The sequence below is a fragment of the Sphingomonas echinoides ATCC 14820 genome (genome assembly GCF_000241465.1).
In the GTDB taxonomy this organism is placed as follows: domain Bacteria; phylum Pseudomonadota; class Alphaproteobacteria; order Sphingomonadales; family Sphingomonadaceae; genus Sphingomonas; species Sphingomonas echinoides.
On record NZ_JH584235.1, the window covers coordinates 3,012,498 to 3,032,548 of the forward strand.

General features: G+C 66.4%; 14 protein-coding genes. 6 read left to right on the forward strand and 8 right to left on the reverse strand.

Annotation, left to right across the window (positions count from 1 at the left end):
* Positions 1-45 precede the first annotated feature (45 nt).
* The 5 genes from ON00_RS14055 (at position 46) to aroC (ending at position 4,949) form a co-directional block, all read left to right on the forward strand.
* Positions 46-924, forward strand: a complete 879-nt coding sequence (locus tag ON00_RS14055; RefSeq protein WP_010406751.1) for a transglutaminase family protein — start codon at positions 46-48, stop codon at positions 922-924.
* 78 nt (positions 925-1,002) lie between these two features.
* A complete protein-coding gene (locus tag ON00_RS14060) occupies positions 1,003-1,938 on the forward strand; it encodes a DnaJ C-terminal domain-containing protein (protein ID WP_010406752.1) in 936 nt (311 codons plus the stop codon).
* Positions 1,939-1,960: 22 nt separating this feature from the next.
* Positions 1,961-2,926 carry a YihY/virulence factor BrkB family protein gene (locus tag ON00_RS14065; RefSeq protein ID WP_029622907.1) on the forward strand — a complete coding sequence of 322 codons (966 nt, stop codon included), beginning with the start codon at positions 1,961-1,963 and terminating at the stop codon, positions 2,924-2,926.
* Positions 2,923-3,726, forward strand: coding sequence for an enoyl-ACP reductase FabI (gene fabI / locus ON00_RS14070; RefSeq protein WP_086010572.1), 804 nt, complete (start codon positions 2,923-2,925; stop codon positions 3,724-3,726). Before ON00_RS14065 ends, fabI begins: the two co-directional genes overlap by 4 nt.
* 155 nt (positions 3,727-3,881) lie before the next feature.
* Positions 3,882-4,949, forward strand: coding sequence for a chorismate synthase (aroC, locus tag ON00_RS14075; RefSeq protein ID WP_010406758.1), 1,068 nt, complete (start codon positions 3,882-3,884; stop codon positions 4,947-4,949).
* Between the two features lie 83 nt (positions 4,950-5,032).
* Here aroC and ON00_RS20620 read toward each other — a convergent pair whose 3' ends face one another.
* The gene (locus ON00_RS20620; protein WP_154651334.1) at positions 5,033-5,401 is read right to left on the reverse strand and encodes a hypothetical protein; all 369 of its coding nucleotides are present in this window, start codon (positions 5,399-5,401) and stop codon (positions 5,033-5,035) included.
* 71 nt (positions 5,402-5,472) lie between these two features.
* On the opposite strand from ON00_RS20620, the gene ON00_RS14085 reads away from it, so the two are divergent.
* Positions 5,473-6,771 carry an Hsp70 family protein gene (locus ON00_RS14085; protein ID WP_029622910.1) on the forward strand — a complete coding sequence of 433 codons (1,299 nt, stop codon included), beginning with the start codon at positions 5,473-5,475 and terminating at the stop codon, positions 6,769-6,771.
* Positions 6,772-6,780: 9 nt separating this feature from the next.
* On the opposite strand, the gene ON00_RS14090 is transcribed toward ON00_RS14085, so the two are convergent.
* Genes ON00_RS14090 through ON00_RS14115 form a run of 7 tightly spaced genes read right to left on the reverse strand, consistent with a single transcriptional unit; the run spans position 6,781 to position 19,992 of the window.
* The gene (locus ON00_RS14090) at positions 6,781-8,712 is read right to left on the reverse strand and encodes an alpha-L-fucosidase (RefSeq protein WP_010406762.1); all 1,932 of its coding nucleotides are present in this window, start codon (positions 8,710-8,712) and stop codon (positions 6,781-6,783) included.
* A gap of 17 nt (positions 8,713-8,729) precedes the next feature.
* Positions 8,730-11,048, reverse strand: coding sequence for a GH92 family glycosyl hydrolase (locus tag ON00_RS14095; RefSeq protein ID WP_010406763.1), 2,319 nt, complete (start codon positions 11,046-11,048; stop codon positions 8,730-8,732).
* On the reverse strand, positions 11,045-12,475 hold the full coding sequence (locus ON00_RS14100; RefSeq protein ID WP_010406765.1) for a glycoside hydrolase family 125 protein: 1,431 nt from the start codon (positions 12,473-12,475) through the stop codon (positions 11,045-11,047). The genes ON00_RS14095 and ON00_RS14100 overlap by 4 nt, the downstream gene beginning before the upstream one ends.
* On the reverse strand, positions 12,472-13,353 hold the full coding sequence (locus ON00_RS21230; protein WP_010406767.1) for a glycoside hydrolase family 3 C-terminal domain-containing protein: 882 nt from the start codon (positions 13,351-13,353) through the stop codon (positions 12,472-12,474). Before ON00_RS21230 ends, ON00_RS14100 begins: the two co-directional genes overlap by 4 nt.
* On the reverse strand, positions 13,329-15,020 hold the full coding sequence (locus ON00_RS14105) for a glycoside hydrolase family 3 N-terminal domain-containing protein (RefSeq protein WP_010406769.1): 1,692 nt from the start codon (positions 15,018-15,020) through the stop codon (positions 13,329-13,331). The genes ON00_RS21230 and ON00_RS14105 overlap by 25 nt, the downstream gene beginning before the upstream one ends.
* Positions 15,017-17,620, reverse strand: coding sequence for a beta-mannosidase (locus tag ON00_RS14110; protein ID WP_010406771.1), 2,604 nt, complete (start codon positions 17,618-17,620; stop codon positions 15,017-15,019). Before ON00_RS14110 ends, ON00_RS14105 begins: the two co-directional genes overlap by 4 nt.
* Positions 17,620-19,992: a beta-N-acetylhexosaminidase gene (locus tag ON00_RS14115; RefSeq protein WP_245535579.1), complete on the reverse strand. Its 2,373-nt coding sequence runs from the start codon at positions 19,990-19,992 to the stop codon at positions 17,620-17,622. Before ON00_RS14115 ends, ON00_RS14110 begins: the two co-directional genes overlap by 1 nt.
* Positions 19,993-20,051: the final 59 nt, after the last annotated feature.

The window sequence follows — 20,051 nt, forward strand, 5'->3', positions numbered from 1 at the left end:
CCGACCCACCCCCAACCCCTCCCTTCCAGGGAGGGGAGACGCCAAATGATCTACGACATCCGCCACATCACGCGCTTCGATTATGGGGCAAACGTGAAATTCGCGCGCTGCAATTTGCGGCTGAAGCCGATCCATTGGTCTGGGCAGGATCTGCTCGATTATCGACTCACCATTTCGCCGTCGGGGCGCGTTTCGCCCGCGCGGGCCGAGGCAGGGCTCGCCAATGTGATGCGGATGGTGGTCGATGCGCCGGTGCGGCATCTGACGATCGAAAGCGTGTCGCGGATCAAGGTGGATCGCCCGGTGCCGATGCCGTCCAACGGATCGCCACCCTTGCGGGAGATCGCCGCCGCCGCGCGCGCCAGCCGCGATCCGTCGCCCGCCGGCCCGGCCAATTATATTTTCCCCTCGCCGCTGATCCCGCTGGATCGCGACATTGCCGATTGGTGCGCACAGGATCTCCACCCCGATCGCCCCGCGCTCGACGCCGCCATTGGCCTTGCGCAGCGCATCCAGCATGATTTCGCGTTCGATCCGCAGGCGACGCTGGTCGACACATCGCCGCACGAGGCGTTCATGAAGCGCGGCGGCGTGTGCCAGGATTTCGCGCAGATCATGATTACCGGCCTGCGCGCTGCCGGGCTGCCTGCCGCTTATGCCTCGGGCTATATCCGCACGATCCCGCCACCGGGGCAGGCGCGGCTGGTGGGGGCGGATGCGACGCACGCCTGGGTGCTTTTGTGGTGCGGGGCCGAACTGGGCTGGGTCGGCGTCGATCCGACCAACGGCATCTGGATGGCGGGTGACCATATCGTGATGGCGATTGGCCGCGATTATGGCGAGATCGCGCCGATCGACGGGGTTGTGCTCGGCTCCAGCGCGCAGAAAATGGACGTTAGCGTCGATGTGGCACCGCTAATCTAGGCGACTGCGTTTGCACTCGCTCCCGCGATACCCCAAATAGATCGCACCTAAGACCATATCAGCACACCGGGGACATTCGTGGCCGATCCATATGCAACGCTGGGCGTCGCGCGCACTGCGACCGATGCGGAGATCAAGAAAGCATATCGCAAGCTTGCGAAAGAGCTGCATCCTGATCGCAACAAGGACAACCCGAAAGCGACCGATCGCTTCGGCCAGGTGACGCAGGCCTATGATCTGTTGCTCGACAAGGACAAGCGCGCGCGCTTCGATCGCGGCGAGATAGACGGCGACGGCAATCCGGCATCGCCCTTTGGGTTTGGTGCGGGCGGCGGCAATACCGGCGGGTTCCGTCCCGGTCCGGGTGGTGCCGGCTTCCAGGCCGACGGCCCCGATCTGAGCGACATTTTCGAGAACATGTTCGCAGGCAGCAGCGGGCGCGGCGGCTTTGCCGGTGGCTTTGGCGGTTTTGGGCGGCGCGAACAGCCCAAGGGCGCAAACGTGTTGTACAAGCTCGACGTGCCGTTCGTCGACGCGGTGGCGGCCAAGCCGCAGCGCATTACGCTCGCCGACAATAAGACGATCGACCTGAAATTGCCTGCGGGTCTTGAGAGCGGCGCGCAAATGCGGCTGGCCGGCAAAGGGCAGGTTGGACCGGGCGGCAATGGCGACGGCATCGTCACCATCACCGTGCTGCCGCATCGCTTCTTCGAACGCGTCGGCGACGATGTCCGGCTCGATTTGCCGATCAGCCTGTCGGAAGCGGTGCTGGGCGCGAGCGTGCGCGTGCCGACCGCCGAGGGCGCGGTGATGCTCACCATCCCCAAGGGATCGAATTCGGGCAAAGTGCTGCGGCTGCGCGGGCGCGGGTTCCACCGCAAGGACGGCACGCGCGGCGATCAGTTGGTGACGCTGATGGTCGATCTGCCGGTCGATGACGATGCGCTGATCGAGTTCGTCGAGGGCTGGAAAGACAAGGACTTGCGGAACCCGCGCGGCGGAATGGGCGTCTGACCCGTTCCAGGAGAGCGACCGCGTGAGCCATATTTCCCCCGTATCCCCAGAAGAGCGCGAAGCGCACCGAGCGGCGGGGGGCAATGCTGTGCCGGTCGGCCGGACGTACCTGGAGCGGCTGGCCAGGCGGGCCTGGCAAGTGTTGCAGCGGGTGTTGATCGGGGTGTTTTCCGACGGCTTCATTCACGCCGGGAACCTGGCCTATCTGGCGCTGCTGACGGTGTTCCCGTTCTTCATCCTGGCGGCGGCGATCGCCTCGCTGATCGGGCAGAGTGCCGAGACGCAGCGCGCGGTCGCCTCCTTCCTTCACGTCCTGCCGCCCAATGTCAGCGAGTTGCTCGCCAAGCCGATCGCCGATGTGCTGGTCGCGCGGACGGGCTCGCTTCTGTGGCTGGGCGCGATTGTCGGGCTATGGTCGGTCGGCAGTTTCGTCGAGACGATCCGTGACATTTTCCGCCGCGCTTATGGCGTGAAGATGAGCCGACCGTTCTGGCATTACCGGCTGAGTTCGATGCTGGTCATTATCGTGTCGGTGGTCGTCGCCTTGCTGTCCTTCCTGGTGCAGGGCGTGCTGACGGCGGCAGAGCGCTTCATTTACGACGTGCTTCCGGTCGCGCGCGATGTGGCGGGATGGGTCGGCTTGTCGCGCGCGGTGCCGGGGGTGGTGATGTTCATCGCGCTCTACATGCTGTTCTTTTCGGTAACCCCGGCCAAATATCGTCTGAGCAAATGCCCGAAATGGCCGGGCGCGCTGTTCACCAGCGCGTGGTGGGTGACGATCACGGCCTTGCTGCCGGTGATCCTGTCGCGCCTCAGCAGCTACAGCCTGACCTATGGCAGCCTGGCGGGGGTGATCGTCGCGCTGTTGTTCTTCTTTCTGGTGGGGCTTGGCATCGTCGTCGGGGCGCATTTGAATGCGGCACTGGCGGAACCCCCCGAACCGGGAGTAGAGAGCGCTCACGGAATCAAGGAGTTTATACCGGCGTGATGGAATTGATGGCAGGCAAACGCGGGCTGATCATGGGCCTCGCCAACGATCGCTCGCTCGCCTGGGGCATTGCCAAGAAGCTCAGCGAAGCGGGGGCAGAGCTTGCCTTCAGCTATCAGGGCGAGGCGATGGAGAAGCGCGTGCGGCCGCTGGCCGAGCAGCTTGGCGTGGCGCGCTTGTTCGATTGCGACGTGTCGGACATGGCCGCGCTGGATGCGACCTTTGCCGAACTGGCGAAGGAATGGCCGACGATCGACTTCGTCGTCCACGCGATCGGCTTTTCGGACAAGAATGAGCTGCGCGGTGGCTATGTCGACACCACGCTCGACAATTTCCTGATGACGATGAACATCTCGGTCTATTCGTTCGTCGCGGTCGCACAGCGGGCGTCGAAGATGATGCCGAATGGCGGCGCGCTGCTGACGCTCAGCTATTACGGCGCGGAAAAGGTCATCCCGCATTACAACGTCATGGGCGTGGCCAAGGCGGCGCTTGAGACCAGTGTGCAATATCTCGCGGTCGATCTCGGGCGCGACAATATCCGCGTCAACGCGATCTCGGCCGGGCCGATCAAGACGCTGGCGGCCTCGGGGATTGGCGATTTCCGCCTGATCCTGAAGTGGAACGAGTTGAACTCGCCACTCAAGCGCAACGTGACGATCGAGGATGTCGGCGGGGCCGGCCTGTATCTGCTGAGCGACCTGTCGAGCGGCGTGACTGGCGAGACGCACCATGTCGATGCGGGCTATCATGTGATCGGCATGAAGGCAGAAGACGCGCCGGACATCGCGCTGGCGTAAAGCTCCCTCTCCCTTTGGGAGAGGGAAGGGGCCCGCGCCGCAGGCGTGGGAAGGGTGAGGGCGACAGCCATGATTGATCTAGCAGGCGTGGGTGTATCACCCTCACCCTCCCATGCTGCGCATGGGCCCCTCCCTCTCCCGTTGGGAGAGGGAAAGTGAGCTTCAACACTTTCGGCCATCTCTTCCGCTTCACCACCTGGGGCGAATCGCACGGACCCGCGATCGGCGCGGTGGTCGATGGGTGCCCGCCGGGGATCGCTTTGTCCGAGGCCGATGTGCAGCCGTGGCTCGACCAGCGCCGTCCCGGCACGTCGCGCTTCACCACGCAGCGGCAGGAGCCCGACCAGGTCCGCATCCTGTCGGGTGTGTTCGAGGGGCGCACGACCGGCACGCCGATCAGCCTGATGATCGAGAATGTCGACCAACGCTCCAAGGACTATTCGGAGGTCGCCAAGGCCTATCGCCCCGGCCATGCCGATTATGCCTATGACGCCAAATATGGTTTCCGCGATTATCGCGGCGGTGGGCGGTCCTCGGCGCGCGAAACCGCGTCGCGCGTGGCGGCGGGTGCGGTGGCGCGGCTGGTGATCCCCGAGGTCAGCATCATCGCCTGGGTCGAGGCGATTGGCGGCGACGCGATCGACCCCGCCAATTTCGATGCCGCCGAGATTGGCCGCAACCCGTTCTTCTGCCCTGACCCGGAAGCCGCAGCGCGCTGGGAGGGGCTGGTCGATGCGGCGCGCAAGGCGGGCTCCTCGCTCGGCGCGGTGGTGGCGTGTGCGGCGACCGGCGTGCCCGCTGGCTGGGGCGCGCCGCTTTATGCCAAGCTCGATGCCGAACTGGCGGCGGCGTGCATGGGCATCAATGCCGTCAAAGGCGTCGAGATTGGCGATGGCTTTGCCGCGGCGCGCTTGCGCGGTGAGGATAATGCCGATGCGATGCGCCCCGGCACCGATGGCCCGCAGTTCCTCGCCAACCATGCCGGGGGCATTGCCGGGGGGATTGCGACGGGGCAGCCGATCACGCTGCGCGTCGCGTTTAAGCCGACAAGTTCGATCCTAACGCCCGTCGAGACCATCGATCGCAATGGGACCGCCACCGAGATCATGACCAAAGGACGGCATGACCCGTGCGTTGGTATTCGCGGCGTGCCGGTGGTGGAGGCGATGGTTGCGTTAGTATTGGCCGACCATAAGCTGATGCATCGCGGACAATGCGGCTAAAGCAGGCCAGTCGTGGTCTCTGCGCGATAAAAGGAGCGACCGATCGTACGGCGATGCGTTGTTAGGTTCGACCCATTTGGTGGTCACTGATTTAAAGGACCAGAACCAATGCGTATTGCAACTTTGACCGGTATTGCGGCTTTGACCCTTTCGACTGCGGCGTTTGCGCAAACCACAACGCCCGCACCAGGCGCGCCGACCAGCACGGTTCCCGCGACCCCGTCGACGACGCCCGGTACCCCCGCGCCGACCACGACCACACCGGCGACCCCGGCTGCGGATCCGGCCACCACTCCGGCGGACCCGATGGCCAGTCCGACTACGACCACGCCGGATTCGACGATGACGACGCAGGCGCCAACCGATCCGGCGACGCCGACGACGAAGAAGTCGAAAAAGCGCCCGATGTAATCAATCGCTGTAGTGCGGTTTCGGATCCCGGCCTTGCGCAAGCGAGGCCGGGATTTTTTGTGCCAGATGCTTTTGCGTGAACGCGGCTTTCCCCGTACAGGCCCCGCCGACCATGACCATTTCCTTGCCGTCCGCGATCGGACTCGACTTTGGGACCACCAATTCGGTGGTCGCCCTCGCCCAGCAGCCGGGCGCGGCCGACATGCTGCTGTTCGACGGGCCAGCTGCGCCCGGCGCGGTGTTCCGCTCGGCCTTGTGCCTGTGGGAGGAAGAGGGCGAGCCGCAGGGTTTGGCGAGCGAAGCGGGGCCATGGGCGATTGCGGAATATCTCGCCTTTCCGCAGGGCAGCCGCTTCCTGCAATCGTTCAAGTCGGTCGCCGCCAATGCGAGCTTCGAATATGCCAGCGTGTTCGAGCGGCGGTTCCGCTTTGAGGATCTGGGGCGTTTGTTCCTCGGCAAGATGGCGGGCCGCGCGCGCGGCGCGCTGAACGGCAAGACGTCGCGGCTGGTGGTCGGGCGTCCGGTGGAATTCGCCGGAAGTCGCCCGGACGAGGCGCTGGCGCGGACGCGTTATGATGCGATGTTCGGGCACCTCGCCGAGGAAATCCATTATGTGTATGAGCCGATCGGCGCGGCGTTCAGCTATGCCTCGCGCATCACCGATCCGGCGACGATCCTGGTGGCGGATTTCGGGGGCGGCACCAGCGATTTTTCGGTGGTGCGGATCGATGTTCCGGGCGCGGCGCGGCGCTGCACCCCGCTTGGCCATGCCGGGGTCGGCATTGCGGGCGACCGGTTCGATTTCCGCATTGTCGATCATCTCGTCATGCCGCTGCTGGGCAAGGGCGGGTCGTATCGCTCGTTCGACAAGGTGCTCGATATTCCCGGCGGATATTTCACCGATTTTGCCGACTGGTCGCGCCTCGCGCTGATGCGCAACCGACGGACAATGGCCGAACTCGACAAATTGCGCCGCGTCGCGCTCGATCCAGAGGCGATCGGGCGGATGATCGCGATCATCGATCAGGAATTGGGCTATCAACTGTACGATGCGGTCGGTGCGTTGAAGCGCGCCTTGTCGCAGAGCGATGTGGCGGAGTTTCGCTTTGCCGGCGCGGGGCTGTCGATCGCGGCGGAGGTGCGGCGCGATGCGTTCGAGGCGTGGATCGCCCCCGACATCGCGCAGATGGAGCAAGCGGTCGACCAGGCGCTGGCCCGCGCCGAAACCGACGCGAGCGCCATCGACCGCGTGTTCCTGACCGGTGGCACCTCGCTCACCCCGCGCGTGCGACGGCTGTTCGTCGAACGCTTTGGGGAGGAGCGCATCGCCGCCGGTGGTGAACTCACCTCGATCGCGCACGGCCTGGCGCTGATCGGCCAGCAGGACGATATCGCCGCCTGGGCAGCGTGACCGCGCCGGTCAGCGCCGCGTGGTGAAGCCGCCCACCCCGGCCAACGCGATCGCGCTGGTGGGGAGCGCGGGCGCGTCGAACGACAGGCGCAGGAAGCGCGCCGGGCGTGGGTGGTCGAAGGCCAGGCGCTGCGTGGCGAGTGCATAAGCGATATTGGCCAGCTCGCCACTGCCCGCCGCTTCCCACTGCGTGCCATCCAGGCTGGTTTCGCAGCGATAGTCGCGCGGCGGGGACACGTCCTTGGCGATCGTGCGCGACGGCGAGATGCTCACCCCGGCCAGCGCAGCCACTTGCCCCATGTCGATCGTCACACTGACAGGGGCGCCCGGCGTCGGGGCCGGGGTGGTCCAGCGCGTCGCAGCATCGTCATCGAGCAAGGCCTCGGCACCTGGCGTGGTGGCGGCGACGATGTGCCAGCCCTTGGTCGACAGGATCGTCGGGTCGCTCGACCGCGCCGGTGCAACCGCGACGGGTTGAACCTGACGGAACAAGGCGATCTCGCTGATTGCCGGGCAAGCGGGAGCCTCCAGGATGCGCAGGCGCACGCGGCGCGCAGTGATGGGCGCAGGCAAGCGGATGATGCGCTGTGCGCCGATACACTCATGCTCGGCGAGCGTCTTCCATACGCCGCCTACCTCTGCATCGACCGCGAAGCGCGTAACGCGCACGCCGAGCGGCAGATATTCGCGGATACGGATCAGATCGAAGTGGCGGCCGGGCGGCAGATCGAGCGTCAGCGACGGGGTGTGGTCGGCATCGGGTGTCGACCAATAGGTCTCGCGATTGCCGTCGAGCACGCGCGCGGCGCTGAAGGCGGCGGTACGCTCCGCGCTGGCATGGGCGACCGCGCCCTTGGCGAGATCATGGGCATAGGTCGCGGCTTGCGCATCGCCGAAGGAGCGCAGCACCGCGACATCGGTGTCGGCCAGCCGACCGCGCCGGTCGGGCGGCAGGTTTAGGTTGAGGTTGGTGCCACGCCCGACCGATTCATCGAACAGCTTGAGCAGGCGCTCGGGCGTCTTGACCTTGGCGTCCTCATCGGCGTGGTAGAACCAGCCGGGGCGGATCGACACGTCGGTTTCGGCGGGCCACCATAAGGGGGCACCCCGCACGCCGCTATTGCCCTCCGACTGGACATACGGGTGGTTGGGCATGGTCGGCCAGCACGGATCGCCCGCCACGCCATCTTCATTGCCGACCCAGCGGATCTCGGCACCGAGCGGATCGAAGGTGCAGGCCATTGGCTGATATTTGTGAACCAAAGCGATCGTGGTCGGCCAGTCGTAATACGCCGGGGCGTCGATCTTCCGGGTCTCGCGTGCGCCGCCATAATAGCCGTCGCCGCCATTGGCTCCGTCGAACCAGAATTCGAACAGTTCGCCATAGCGGGTGCAAAGTTCGACGATCTGTTTGCGGAAATACTCGACATAGGCCGGGCGGCCATAATCTGGATGATGCCGGTCCCATGGCGAGAGATAGAGGCCGAAGGCGAGGCCGGCGCGGCGCGTGGCCGCTGCCATTTCCGCGACGATATCGCCCGTGCCGTTCTTATACGGCGTGTTGCGGATGCAGCGTTCGGTCAGCAGCGTCGGCCACAGGCAGAAGCCGTCATGATGCTTGGCGGTGAGGATGATGCCGGTCATGCCCCCGACCTTGGCTGCCGCTACGATCTGGTCGGCGGAGAAATCGGTCGGGTTGAACAGCGCCGGGTCCTCATCGCCATAGCCCCATTCCTTGTCGGTGAAGGTGTTGATGGAGAAATGGACGAAGGCATATTGCTGGCGCGTGTGCCAGACGAGCTGGCGCGGCGCGGGGGTGGCCCCCCAGGGCTGTGGCGCGCCGCTTGGTGCCTTATTGGCCAAAGCGGGCGTGGCGAGCGTCGGCAAAGCGGTGGCCGCAAGGCCGGAGGCGATTACGCCGCGACGCGAAGGATGGGTCATCGGGGAGCTCCGGGAAATCAGGCCGAATGGCCGAAAGAGGGGGGACGATCGGCGCGCGCCGCACCGAAATTGGGGTTGGGCGTGGCCGACATGGTAAAGCGCAGCGTGCCGCCGCTGCTGAGCGTGCGGTGGTCGATCCAGCTCTTCGTCCAGGGCTGGCCGTTCCACGAAACTGCCGTGACATACGGCGTGTCGGCGCGATTGCCGGGGGCCTCGATCGTCAGCGTGCGGCCGGTGCCGACGCGCACCGTTGCGCGTTCGAACAAAGGCGAGCCGAACACATAGGCCGCCTCGACCGGATCGACCGGATAGAAGCCGAGCGCGGAAAAGACGAACCACGCGCTCATCTGGCCGCAATCGTCATTGCCGATGATGCCATCGGGCGCGTTGCGGTACATTTCGGTGCACAGCCGCCGCACCATCGCCTGCGTTTTCCACGGCTGGCCGACATAGGCATAGAGATAGGCGGCGTGCTGGTCGGGTTCGTTGCCGTGCGCATATTGGCCGACCAGCCCGGAAATGTCGGGCGGGGCGTTGTCGGGCAGCGTCGAGGGGGCGGAGAAGAACGCATCGAGCTTCGCCGCGAACGCGGCATCGCCGCCGACATGCGCGATCCGGCCATAAATGTCGTGCTGGTTGAGGAAGGTCGCCTGCCAGCCATTGGCCTCGGTATAATCGCGCCACCACGGCTTTGGCATATGGCCGAGCTGGACCGGATCATAGGGTGTCCACCATGTGCCATCGGCGAAGCGCGGGCGGGCGAAGCCGGTGTCGCGGTCGATAACGTTGCGCCAATGGCCCGATCGCTTGAGCAGCCGGTCGGCATCTGCGCTGGCCCCGGCGGCACGGGCGAGGTGTGACGAGGCCCAATCGTCATAGGCATATTCCTGCGTGCGGCTGACGCTTTCGAACACTTGGTCGGCCGGGACATAGCCGAGCTTGTCATAGGCTTCGCGGGCCAGGCTATTGTCCTGTTCGGGGGCCTTGAAATCGAAGCTGCGCTTGGCGATGGCGGGCCAGGCGGCGGCATAATCGGCAGGAATGCCCTTGGCTTGCGCCTCGGCCAGCGGGACGACGCCGTGCCAGCCGATCATCGTGCCGGTTTCCTTGCCCTGCAGCGGCCACACCAAAGGACCGTAAGGCGATTGCTGGGTTTGGCGGATCAGATCGTCGATCAGGCTCTTGGTGCGCGCAGGCGCGATCAGCGTCAGCAGCGGGTGCAGCGCGCGATAGGTGTCCCACAGCGAATAGGTGCTGTAGGCGGCGCCGCCCGGCGGCACGGTGTGGATTTGCCCGTCCAGCCCGACATAGCGGCCATCGACATCCGAGAAGAGCGTGGGGGCAAGCTGCGCGTGATAGAGCGCCGAGGCCATGATCGTGCGCTGGTCGGCGCTGCCGCCTTCGACTTGCACCACGCCGAGCGCCTCCGCCCAACGCTGGCGGGCGGCGCGAAGCGTGCGGTCGAAATCCCAATGCGGGGCTTCTGCGGCAAGGTTGGCGCGCGCGCCCGCGACATCGACCCCCGAGATGCCACAGCGCAGCAGGATCGGCGCGGCACCTGCGTCGTTCCAGTGCAGCGCCATTTTCAGGCGCTTGCCGGAGACGTGCGTGGTGCCCGCGGGTTGCTCGGCATCGCCATCGCCATAGAAGGTGACGCGATCGGGCCGCCGCGAGCATTGCAGCGCGAAGTGGATGCGCCGCCCCTTGGCCCAGCGGAACACGCGGCGGCTGCCGGTGATGGTGCCATCAGTGTCGATCGCCAGGCTGGCTTCATCGACCAGCGGAGCATGGTCCGAGGTGTCGAGGATGAGGTGCGACAGGTCGATCAGCACATGGCCCGGCCCTTTCGGGTAGCTGTAGCGGTGCCAGCCGGTGCGATCGGTCGTGGTCAGTTCGGCGTGCACGCCCGATTCGAGCGTGACGCGGTAGGAGCCGGGCTCGGCGATCTCGTTGGAATAGCGCTGGCGATAGCCGGCATCGGGATTGTCGAGCGGCCCCGGTGTCAGCGTGACCGGCCCGGTGGTCGGCACGACCAGCACGTCGAGCATGTCGCCGATCCCGGTGCCCGACAGATGCGTGTGGCTGAAGCCCATGATCGAGCCGTCGCCATGGTGATAGCCCGAACAGGTCGCCCAGCGCTCGACATCGGTATCGGGACCGAGCTGGACCATGCCGAAGGGAAGCGATGGCCCCGGATAGGTATGGCCGTCGCCACCGGTGCCGACGAACAGATTGGGGGCGGCCGCAGGGGCGCGGGCGTCGAGCCGCCATGGCAGCGCGCTGGCGAACAATGCGAGGGTGGAGCTGCTGAGCAGGGTACGGCGGTCGATGGTCACAGGGTACCTTCCAGCAAAGCGGGGCGGGTATTGGCGAGGCGGACGATCAGTTCGCCGAACAGGCCGTTGGCCCAGGCGAACCAAGGGCGGGTGAATTTACGGGCGTCGTCCTGATCGAAGGTTTCGTGGATGAAGCCGGTATCGGCATCGGTCTCGCGCAGCGTCTTGAGACAGGCGCGGATCACGGCGGGGTCGTCGCTCGACAACGCGCGCACGATCAGCGACATCGGCCAGATCTGGCGCAATCCGGCATGCGGGCCGCCAATGCCTTCGCCGGCTTTTCCCTTGAAGAAATAGGGGTTGTCCGGCCCCCAGGCGGCGGCCTGGGTGCGTTGCCACAGCGGATCGCTCTGGGCGACGCAGCCGAGATAGGCGAGGCCGGAGAGCGAGGGGACGTTGGCATCGTCCATGAAAATCGCATTGCCGAAGCCGTCGACCTCATAGGCCCAGACCTCGCGCCCATCGCGCAGCCGCATCCGGCCATGCTCGAGCAGCGCTTGCTCGACCTCGGCGGCGAGCGCGGTGGCGTCCTGCGCCAAGGCTGCGTCGCCGCGCGCCCCTTGCGCCACCACCGCCAGCTCGCGCAAAGCGCTGACCGCGAACAGGTTGGCGGGGATGAGGTACGGATAGAGGCAGGCATCGTCCGAGGGGCGGAAGCCGCAATGGATCAGCCCGACGGGACGCGACGGATTGCCATAGCCGTCGAGCGGCTGGGTTTCGGTATTGCGATCGGATTCGCGCAGGAAGCGGTAAGGGCCGGGTCCGTCCTTGCGCTGCTGTTCGCGGAAGGTGGCGATGCTGAGCCGCGCCGCCGCCGCCCAGCGCGCGTCGAAGGGGGCGGGGTCGCGCGTCGTCTGCCAATAATCGTGCGCGAGCCGCATCGGATAGCAGAGCGAGTCGATCTCCCATTTGCGTTCGGCGACGCCGGGTTTCATCTCGGTCTTGTCGTCCTTCGCCCAGCCGAGATTGGTCCGGGCCGACGGATCTTGCATGAAGGCGTTGGCATAAGGGTCGATCAGGATCGAGCGCGCCTGCCGCGCGATCAACCCGTGGAACAGCGTGCGCAACGCGGGATCGTCGCGCACGAGATGGAGATAGGGTGCGAGCTGCGCCGAGGAATCACGCAGCCACAGGCAGGGGATGTCGCCGGTGATGACGAACGCATCGGGTGCGCCATCGACCGTGCTCATCCTGACCGTGGTGTCGAGCGTGTTGGGATAGCAATTGGCGAACATCCAGCGCAGCTTGGGGTCGCCGATCTTGGCCGAGACGTGCACGATTTCGCGCTCGACCGCGCGACTGGTGAATAGCCGCTCCGTGACGGGCGGGCGCTTGCTGGCGAGCGGTGCGGCGGCGAGTGCGGGGGAGGCGACGAGCGCGGCCCCCGCCGCACCGCCGAGGAGGGTTTCACGCCTGGTCAGGATCATTTGGGCAATTCCTGGCGGCTACCGGTAATCGTCAGGTCGATCCAGCTACCGGGCGCGCTGCCCGGCTGGCCGCCACCTACGAACAGGCGGTAAGCGCCGGGCTCGACCGCGCGCGTACCGTCGCGCGCGACCAGGCTGAGGCTGCGCGGATCGAGCGTGAAGGTGGCATCGCCCGCCTTGCCGCGCGCAATCGCCAGCCGTTTGAAGCCGACCAACTGGCGCTGGAGCACCGGGGTGGTGAAGCCGGCCCCCTTGGTGGCCGGCGGGACGAGATAGGCCTGCACCACCTCTTCGCCGTCGCGCGCGCCGACATTGGCGACGCGCACGCGCACCGTTGCGCTTTGCCCGGCGGCGACGCTGATCGCGCTGGTCGGGGCGGTATAAGCGAAGCGCGTGTAGCTGAGGCCATGGCCGAAACCCCACACGGGCGTGCCGGTGAAGTAGCGATAGGTGCGCTCCTTCATGCCGTAATCTACAAAGGCGGGTAGGTCGGTGGTGTGGGCGTAGAAGGTGACGGGCAAGCGGCCCGAGGGGTTGTTGCGCCCGGCCAGCGTCTCGGCGATCGCAGTGCCGCCGGATTCGCCGGGATACCAGGCAGCGAGGATCGCGTCGGCATCGTTCGGATCTAGCGCGACGGCGCTGCCGCTGGTCAGCACCAGCACCAGCGGCTTGCCGGTCGCCTTGAGCGCGGCGATCAGGCGTTGCTGGGCGTGCGGCAGCGCGATGTCGGTGCGGTCACCGCCGACGAAGCCGGGCACGCTGACCGACAGCGCTTCACCCTCCAGATCGGGCGAGAGGCCGACCGAGACGACCACCACGTCGGCGGCCTTGGCGGCGGCCACGGCCTCGGCGATCAGCGGCTCGGCGGGGGCAGCCACAACAGCCGCACGCCTTCATCGTCGCTGACATGGTCGAGTTCCAGCTTGAACGGCACGGCGCGGCCGTCGCTGTCGAACGCGACCTCGATCCGGCCCTTCTGGATTTCGCCGGTCGCGACTTGCTTGCCGTCGATCCACAGCCGCGCGGCATCGTGCGTCTTGCAATATTTCCAGCAAGCGGGTGCGTCGATGACGAGGCGGTAGGCACCGGGGCCGGGCGGGACCAGCTCGCCGGTCCAACGTGCGCTCCACTGCGGGCCGAGGCCGGGGGCGGGGACGGCGCGGTTGAGGTCATGGTCGATATGGCGCTCGCGCCGGGTGATGACGGGTTCCCCTCCGAGGCGGGGTGCTGCGAAATATTCGGCCTGGAGGCCGGGCGCGCCGTTCCAGCGCAAGGCGGTTTCGGGAACAAGCACCGCCGCACCATCGGCGAGCAGCGAGCCTTGCGCATAAAGGACGTTTTCCGCCCCGAATTGCTGGCGCAGGCCCTCGAGCGGAGTCACCGGCGCGATGGCGGTGCCGTGATAATTGCCCTGCAATACGCCGATATCATCGGCATCGGCGCCGATCAGTGCGATGCGCGTGCCGGTCTTCAGCGGCAGCCGGTCGCCCTCATTCTTGAGCAGCACGATGGCCTTGCGCGCCGCCTCCAGCGCGACGGCGTGGTGTTCGGGCGTGCCGATGTCCCTGGGCGAAATGCGAGCCCAGGGGCTGGTCGCACCATAAGCGATGCCGAGTGCCTTGCGCGCGGCCATTGCGCGGCCGAACGCGGTGTCGATGTCCTGACTGGTGACCAGGCCGCGCTGGAGCGCTTCGGGCAGCGCCGCATAGGTGGTGCCGCAATTGAGATCGGTCCCGCCCTTGAGCGAGGCCGCCGCCGCCCCCGCAGCATCCAGCCGGTAATGGTGGAACAAATGGACATTGGCGACGGCGTCGCAATCGGAGACGGTGAAACCGGTAAAGCCCCAGTCGTGGCGCAGCCGATCGACCATCAACGGCGCATTGGCGCAGGCGGGGACGCCGTGGATGGCGTTATAGGCGCACATTAGCGACTGCGCCTTGCCCTCGGTCACCGCCAGACGGAAGGCGGGGAGGTAGGTCGCTTCCAGATCCTGCGGCGAGGGGTCGACATCGAAGCCGTCGCGTCCCGCTTCGGGGCCGCTATGCACCACGAAATGCTTGGGCGTGGCGATGACCTTGGGGTGCTTCGGGTCTGGCCCCTGCAGGCCGGTGATGAAGGCGACACCGAGATGGCCGGTGAGATAGGGATCCTCGCCATAGGTCTCTTGCCCGCGGCCCCAGCGCGGATCACGGAAGATGTTGATGTTGGGCGACCAGATCGTCAGCCCTTGATAGATCTTGCGATCGGCCGCGACCGGTTGCGCGTTGAACTTGGCGCGCGCTTCGGTTGCGACGACCTCGCCGATGCGGTTGAGCAACGGCGCGTCCCACGTCGCGGCCATGCCGATCGCCTGCGGGAACACGGTGGCATAGCCGTTGCGCGCGAGACCGTGCAGACCTTCATTCCACCAGTCATACGCCGGCAGCCCGGCGGCGGGATCGGCGGGCGCGCTGCTTTGCAGCTGGGCCGCCTTTTGCGCAGTGGTCAGCGTTTCGGGGGCGGGAGCGACTTGCGCGGCCTCGGCGGCGAGCAACATCCAGATCATCGACGGGATCCCAGCGAACGGAGGGTGAGGGCGGCGGCGAGCGCCGTGGGCGACGCCGTGGACGTCACGGTGATGGTGCGGCTTTCGCCCGGCAACAGATCGAAGCCGTCATCGGAGGGATGCGCGCCGATCTGGCCGAAATCGAGCATCACCGCGCGGGCGAGCGCCGTGCTGTGGATGGTGACGCTCTTGCCACTCCACGTCGCGGTCAGGCCGGGATCGGGATAGTGCATCGTCTTGGGCACGCCGCGCTCGATGATGGCGCGGCTGACCACGGCATCGCCGACCAGCAATTCGGCGACAGCGTAGCTGGACGCCGGGTCTGTCCCGCCGAACAGCGTCGCATCGTCGAGCTTGGCGACATCCGTGGCGGACAAAGCGGGCATGCTTGCCGCCGCGCCCTGTTCGCCAAGCGGCTTGCCCGCCATGTCGAAGGCGCGGACGCGCCAGCGCGCTGCGATCGGCGTGGTTGCATCCGACACCAGCACGATGCGCGTTGCCGCGTCCTTATGTTCGGCGACGATCACTTGCGGTGCGAAGAAACGGCGCGCGGCATAATGCAGCAGCTTCCAGCGGCCGTCATAATCGATGCTGGACCAGGAGATGGACGGCCATACGTCGTTCAACTGCCAATAGAGCGACCCCATCGTCACCGGGCGGCACGAACGGTGGTGGAGGGCGGCGAGGCTGATCGCCTCGGCCTGGTTGACCTGGCTGAGATAGACGAAGTCGGCAATGTCCTTGGGCTCGCCCAGCCGGTCGCGAATATACATCAACAGGCGTTCATTGCCTTCCCCGGCAAGGAACTTCTGATGCGCCTTCAGCACCGCGCTGTCGGGCGTGAGCGGGCCGTTACCGGCAAAGGCGCGCACCGTTGCCATGGCGGGCATCGCCTGAAAGCCATATTCGGACATGAAGCGCGGGCATGCATCGAGATAGCGCTCGACCGGCTTGGAGCCCGACCACACATCCCAGAAATGGCGGTCGCCCGCCGCATCGGTATCGACCGGGCCTTCATAATCGGTCGAGGGCGAGCCCGGCCAATAGGGCGTACCGGGCGAGCGCGTCAGCACCGCATCGCGCAGCACGCGATCGAACAGCACCGCCATGCCAGCGCCGATGCGTTCCTGCTCATCGGCACCGACCGCCTTTTTGAAGGCCTTGCGGTCACCCCAATTCTCCCAGCCCGACAGCACTTCATTGCCGCCCGACCACAGAACGATCGAGGGATGGTTGCCGAGCCGCTCGACCTGTTCCTCCGCCTCGATCCGCACATTCTCGCGATAGGCGGCATCGGGCGGGGTGACCGCGCCGCCGAACATAAAGTCCTGCCACACCATCAGGCCCATTTCGTCGGCTTGATCGTAAAAAGCATCGTCGAGATAATAGCCGCCGCCCCAGATACGCAGCATGTTCATATTGGCGTCGCGCGCGGCGGTGAGCAGCGGGCGCAGCGATGCTGGGGTGACGCGCGCCGGGAAGCTGTCGAACGGGATGACGTTCGCGCCCTTGGCGAAGATCGGGATGCCGTTGACGCGAAAGCCGATCGCGCCGCCGCCACGGATCAGTTCGACCGTGCGCAGGCCGATGCGGCGCTCGGCAGTGTCGGTCGCTTCGCCATTCTGATTGAGCGTCGCCGTGACGCGATAGAGCGGCTGCGTGCCATAGCCGACTGGCTGCCAGCGCTGCGGGTTGGCGACGGTGATCGGCACAGACACGGCGTTGGTGCCGGCGGCGAGTGTCACCTGCTGCACGACCTGCTGCTGCGATCCGTCGGGCGCGGTCAGCGTGAGGCGGACGTTGGCGACAGTCTCGCGATCGGCCTGGATGACGGCCTTGGCCGACAGGCGCGCCTCGCGATCGTTGAGCGCATCCTGATCGATGCGCAGCGTGTCGATCCGCGCACTGTCCCACGCCTCCAGCCGCACCGGACGCCACGGACCGACGTTGAGGATACGCGGACCCCAATCCCAGCCATAATGGTATTTGGGCTTGCGGATATAAGGCGAGGTCTGGCGGCCCTTGGGTTCGTCGCCATAAGCGGAATCATATTCACCGGGCAGCGACGCCTTTTGTGCCAGCACCATCGGTTGCAGCGTTTTGATCGGCGCGGCGAAGGTGATGAGGATCTCGTTCGCGCCCGCTTTGAGCAGCGGCTTGGCCGCGATCCGCCAGCGGCGGTGGGCATTGTCGGCGGTAAGCGCGAGCTGCCCGTTGATCGTCACGGTGGCGAAGGTGTCGAGCCCGTCGAACACCAGATCGAGATGATCGCGCGCGAGCATCGCCGGGGTCACCTGCAAAGTGCGGCGATAGTGCCAGTCGGTGCGCCCGACCCACTGGATCGCGGCTTCGTTGGTGGCAAGGAACGGATCGGGCACGCGGTGGCGCGCGATCAGATCCTGCTGGATGCTGCCCGGGACATGCGCCGGGAACCAGCGCGTCTGTTCCTTATGCGCGAGGGTGGCAGCGCTGTCCGACGGCGCGATCCGCGCCTGCCAGCCATCGTCGAGGCTGACCGTGGTGCGCGGTGCGGCGGCAAGCGGCGCTGCCGCGCCCACGAGCAGGGCGGCGAGGATCGCGCGGCGCAGCGTCCTACGCATTACCGGCGCTCGGTCAGTTGGACCGACGCCACGGCATAATAAGGCTCGGCGACGGGCGAGGTGAACTGGAAGCACAAGTCACGGTCCCCGGTCAGCTGCGGCAAGGTGCCCTTGAACGTCATCTTGGTCGGCGATGCGGCGGGATCGGGGAGCGGGAAGGTCGCGACCACGACGGGTTTGGGGGCATCCTTGTTGGGCGCGCCCTTGCGGCCTGCCTGGCATCCGGCGAGCACGACCAGTTCGCCATGCGCGGTGACGCTATAGGGCTCGCGCACGGCCGATGCCTCATGCGCCAGGCCGTAATGGCGCGCCAGGCGCGCGACCTCGATCGTGAAACCCCCGGCCACGTCCAGCGGGGCCGCCGGATAGGCGCTGCACGTATCGAACAGGTTGACGTTGAAAGCGGGGCCGTTGCTTTCGGCATCCGCAGTCAGCGGCACGCGCAGCCCCAGCGCGCCGCGCGGGCAGGAGACGAGATCGGAGGCGTTGCGATACAACAGCGCGCTGCGGCTCGTCGCGAAATCGCGGATGCGCGCCGTGGCGATGCCGTCTGTGTCAAAGGCGGCGGCCTTGATCGTCGCGCCCGGGACAAGGCTGAGGGGGGCTGCATAAACGGGCGAGCGTGCCGTCGGCGCGGTGCCGTCCAGCGTATAGCGGATCGTACCAACCGGGACTTGCGTGGCGAGCGCAACCGTCACCTTATTTGCCAGCAGCGCATCGCCGCGTGCGCCTTGCAGGGCATAGGTTACCGCAAAGGCGCTGTCGGCCACCTCAATCCCACCGCGCCGCCAGCGTGCCGCCTGCGGGGCCAGCCGTGTGGCGAAGCTCGTGAAATCGCGCGGCGCGTTCGACCAGGTGTTCTCGGCGAGCGCCGCCGCGCGCGGGAAGAGTGCGTGCTGGATTTGATAGGGCGTGACGAGATATTCGCTCCACGCATTGACCTGCGCGCCCAGCACATGTTTCGCGCGGGTCCCATCGATGCCCTTGGGCAGCGGATCATAGGCATAGACATCGGCCAGCGTCTGGATCGACAAGCGGCCCGGCGGCTCGTCGCGCTGGTCGCTTTGCAGGCTGTCGACGTACAGCGTCGGGGCCGGGGTCAGCACGACATCGTGTCCCGCATTGGCGGCATCGACCGCGCCCTTTTCGCCACGCCACGACATGACCGAAGCCGAAGGCGGGAGCCCGCCTTCAAGAATTTCGTCCCAGCCGATCAGGCGGCGGCCCTTGCTGGCGAGATAGCGGCCGAACTCGTCGATCAGCCAGCTTTGCAGCGCATTTTCGGTCTTGAGGCCGAGCTTGGCCATCTGCGCCTGGACTTCGGGCGAGCGTTCCCACTGATCCTTGACCGCTTCGTCGCCACCGAGATGGATGAAGCTGCCGGGGAATACCGCCATCACTTCATCGAGCACATTCTCGACAAAGGTGACGCCCTTCGGGCCGGGGTTGAGCAGATAGGGATTGACCCCCCAATCGTGCGACACCACCGGACGATCGCCGAACACGCCGATCTCGGGATAGGCCGCGACCAACGCCTGGGCGTGGCCGGGCAAATCGATTTCGGGGACGATGGTGATGCCGCGCTCGGCGGCATAGCGGACCAGATCCCGCAGTTCGGCCTGGGTGTAGAAACCGCCGACGCGCGTCGCCGGGGCGGGGCCGCCGGTGCTTGGCGGCGCGCGGAACGCACCCAATTCGGTCAGCTTGGGATAGCGTTTCACTTCGAAGCGCCAGCCCTGATCGTCGGTCAAATGGAGATGCAGCACGTTGAGCTTCACCGCGACCATCTGGTCGACGATTTGGTAGAGCGAGGGCAATGGCTGAAAATGCCGCGCAACATCGACCATCACGCCGCGCCAGGCAAAGCGCGGCGCGTCACGGATATCGACGCCGGGGACGGTGACGGGTTTGCCGAACGCCTGATCGGGGCTGAGCAATTGCGCCAGCGTCATCGCGCCATAGACGAAACCGCCACGCGCCGAAGCCGCGATCCGGATGCCGCTGGCATCGGCGGTCAGGCGATACGCCTCCGCGCCGACAATCGCGGGGTCGCGCACGAAGCGGATTACCGCTCCGGTGCTGGTGGTGCGCAGCGTTAGCCCGCGCGTGGTGGCGACTTGCGCGATCAGCAGGCGCGCGGCGGCTTCGGCTTCGGCGTCGCCGCTGGGCACGGCGACGCCCGCGCCATTGGCGATGGTGATGCTGTCGGCGGTGCGCGTGATCGTGGCGGGAAGCGGGAGCAAGGGGAGGGGGGCTGGCGCGGCTTGCGCCGTCGCCGATGCGGTGATCAGCAGCGAGGACAGCATTCCGAGCGTAGCACCGCACCGCCGAAAATTGCGCTCCGCAGTGCCGCGCTGCTTGCTTTGCATCATAAAATCTCCCTGCCGCCGCTCTGGCGTATCTTTGGCTCGAAGTGTAACCAATATAAGTC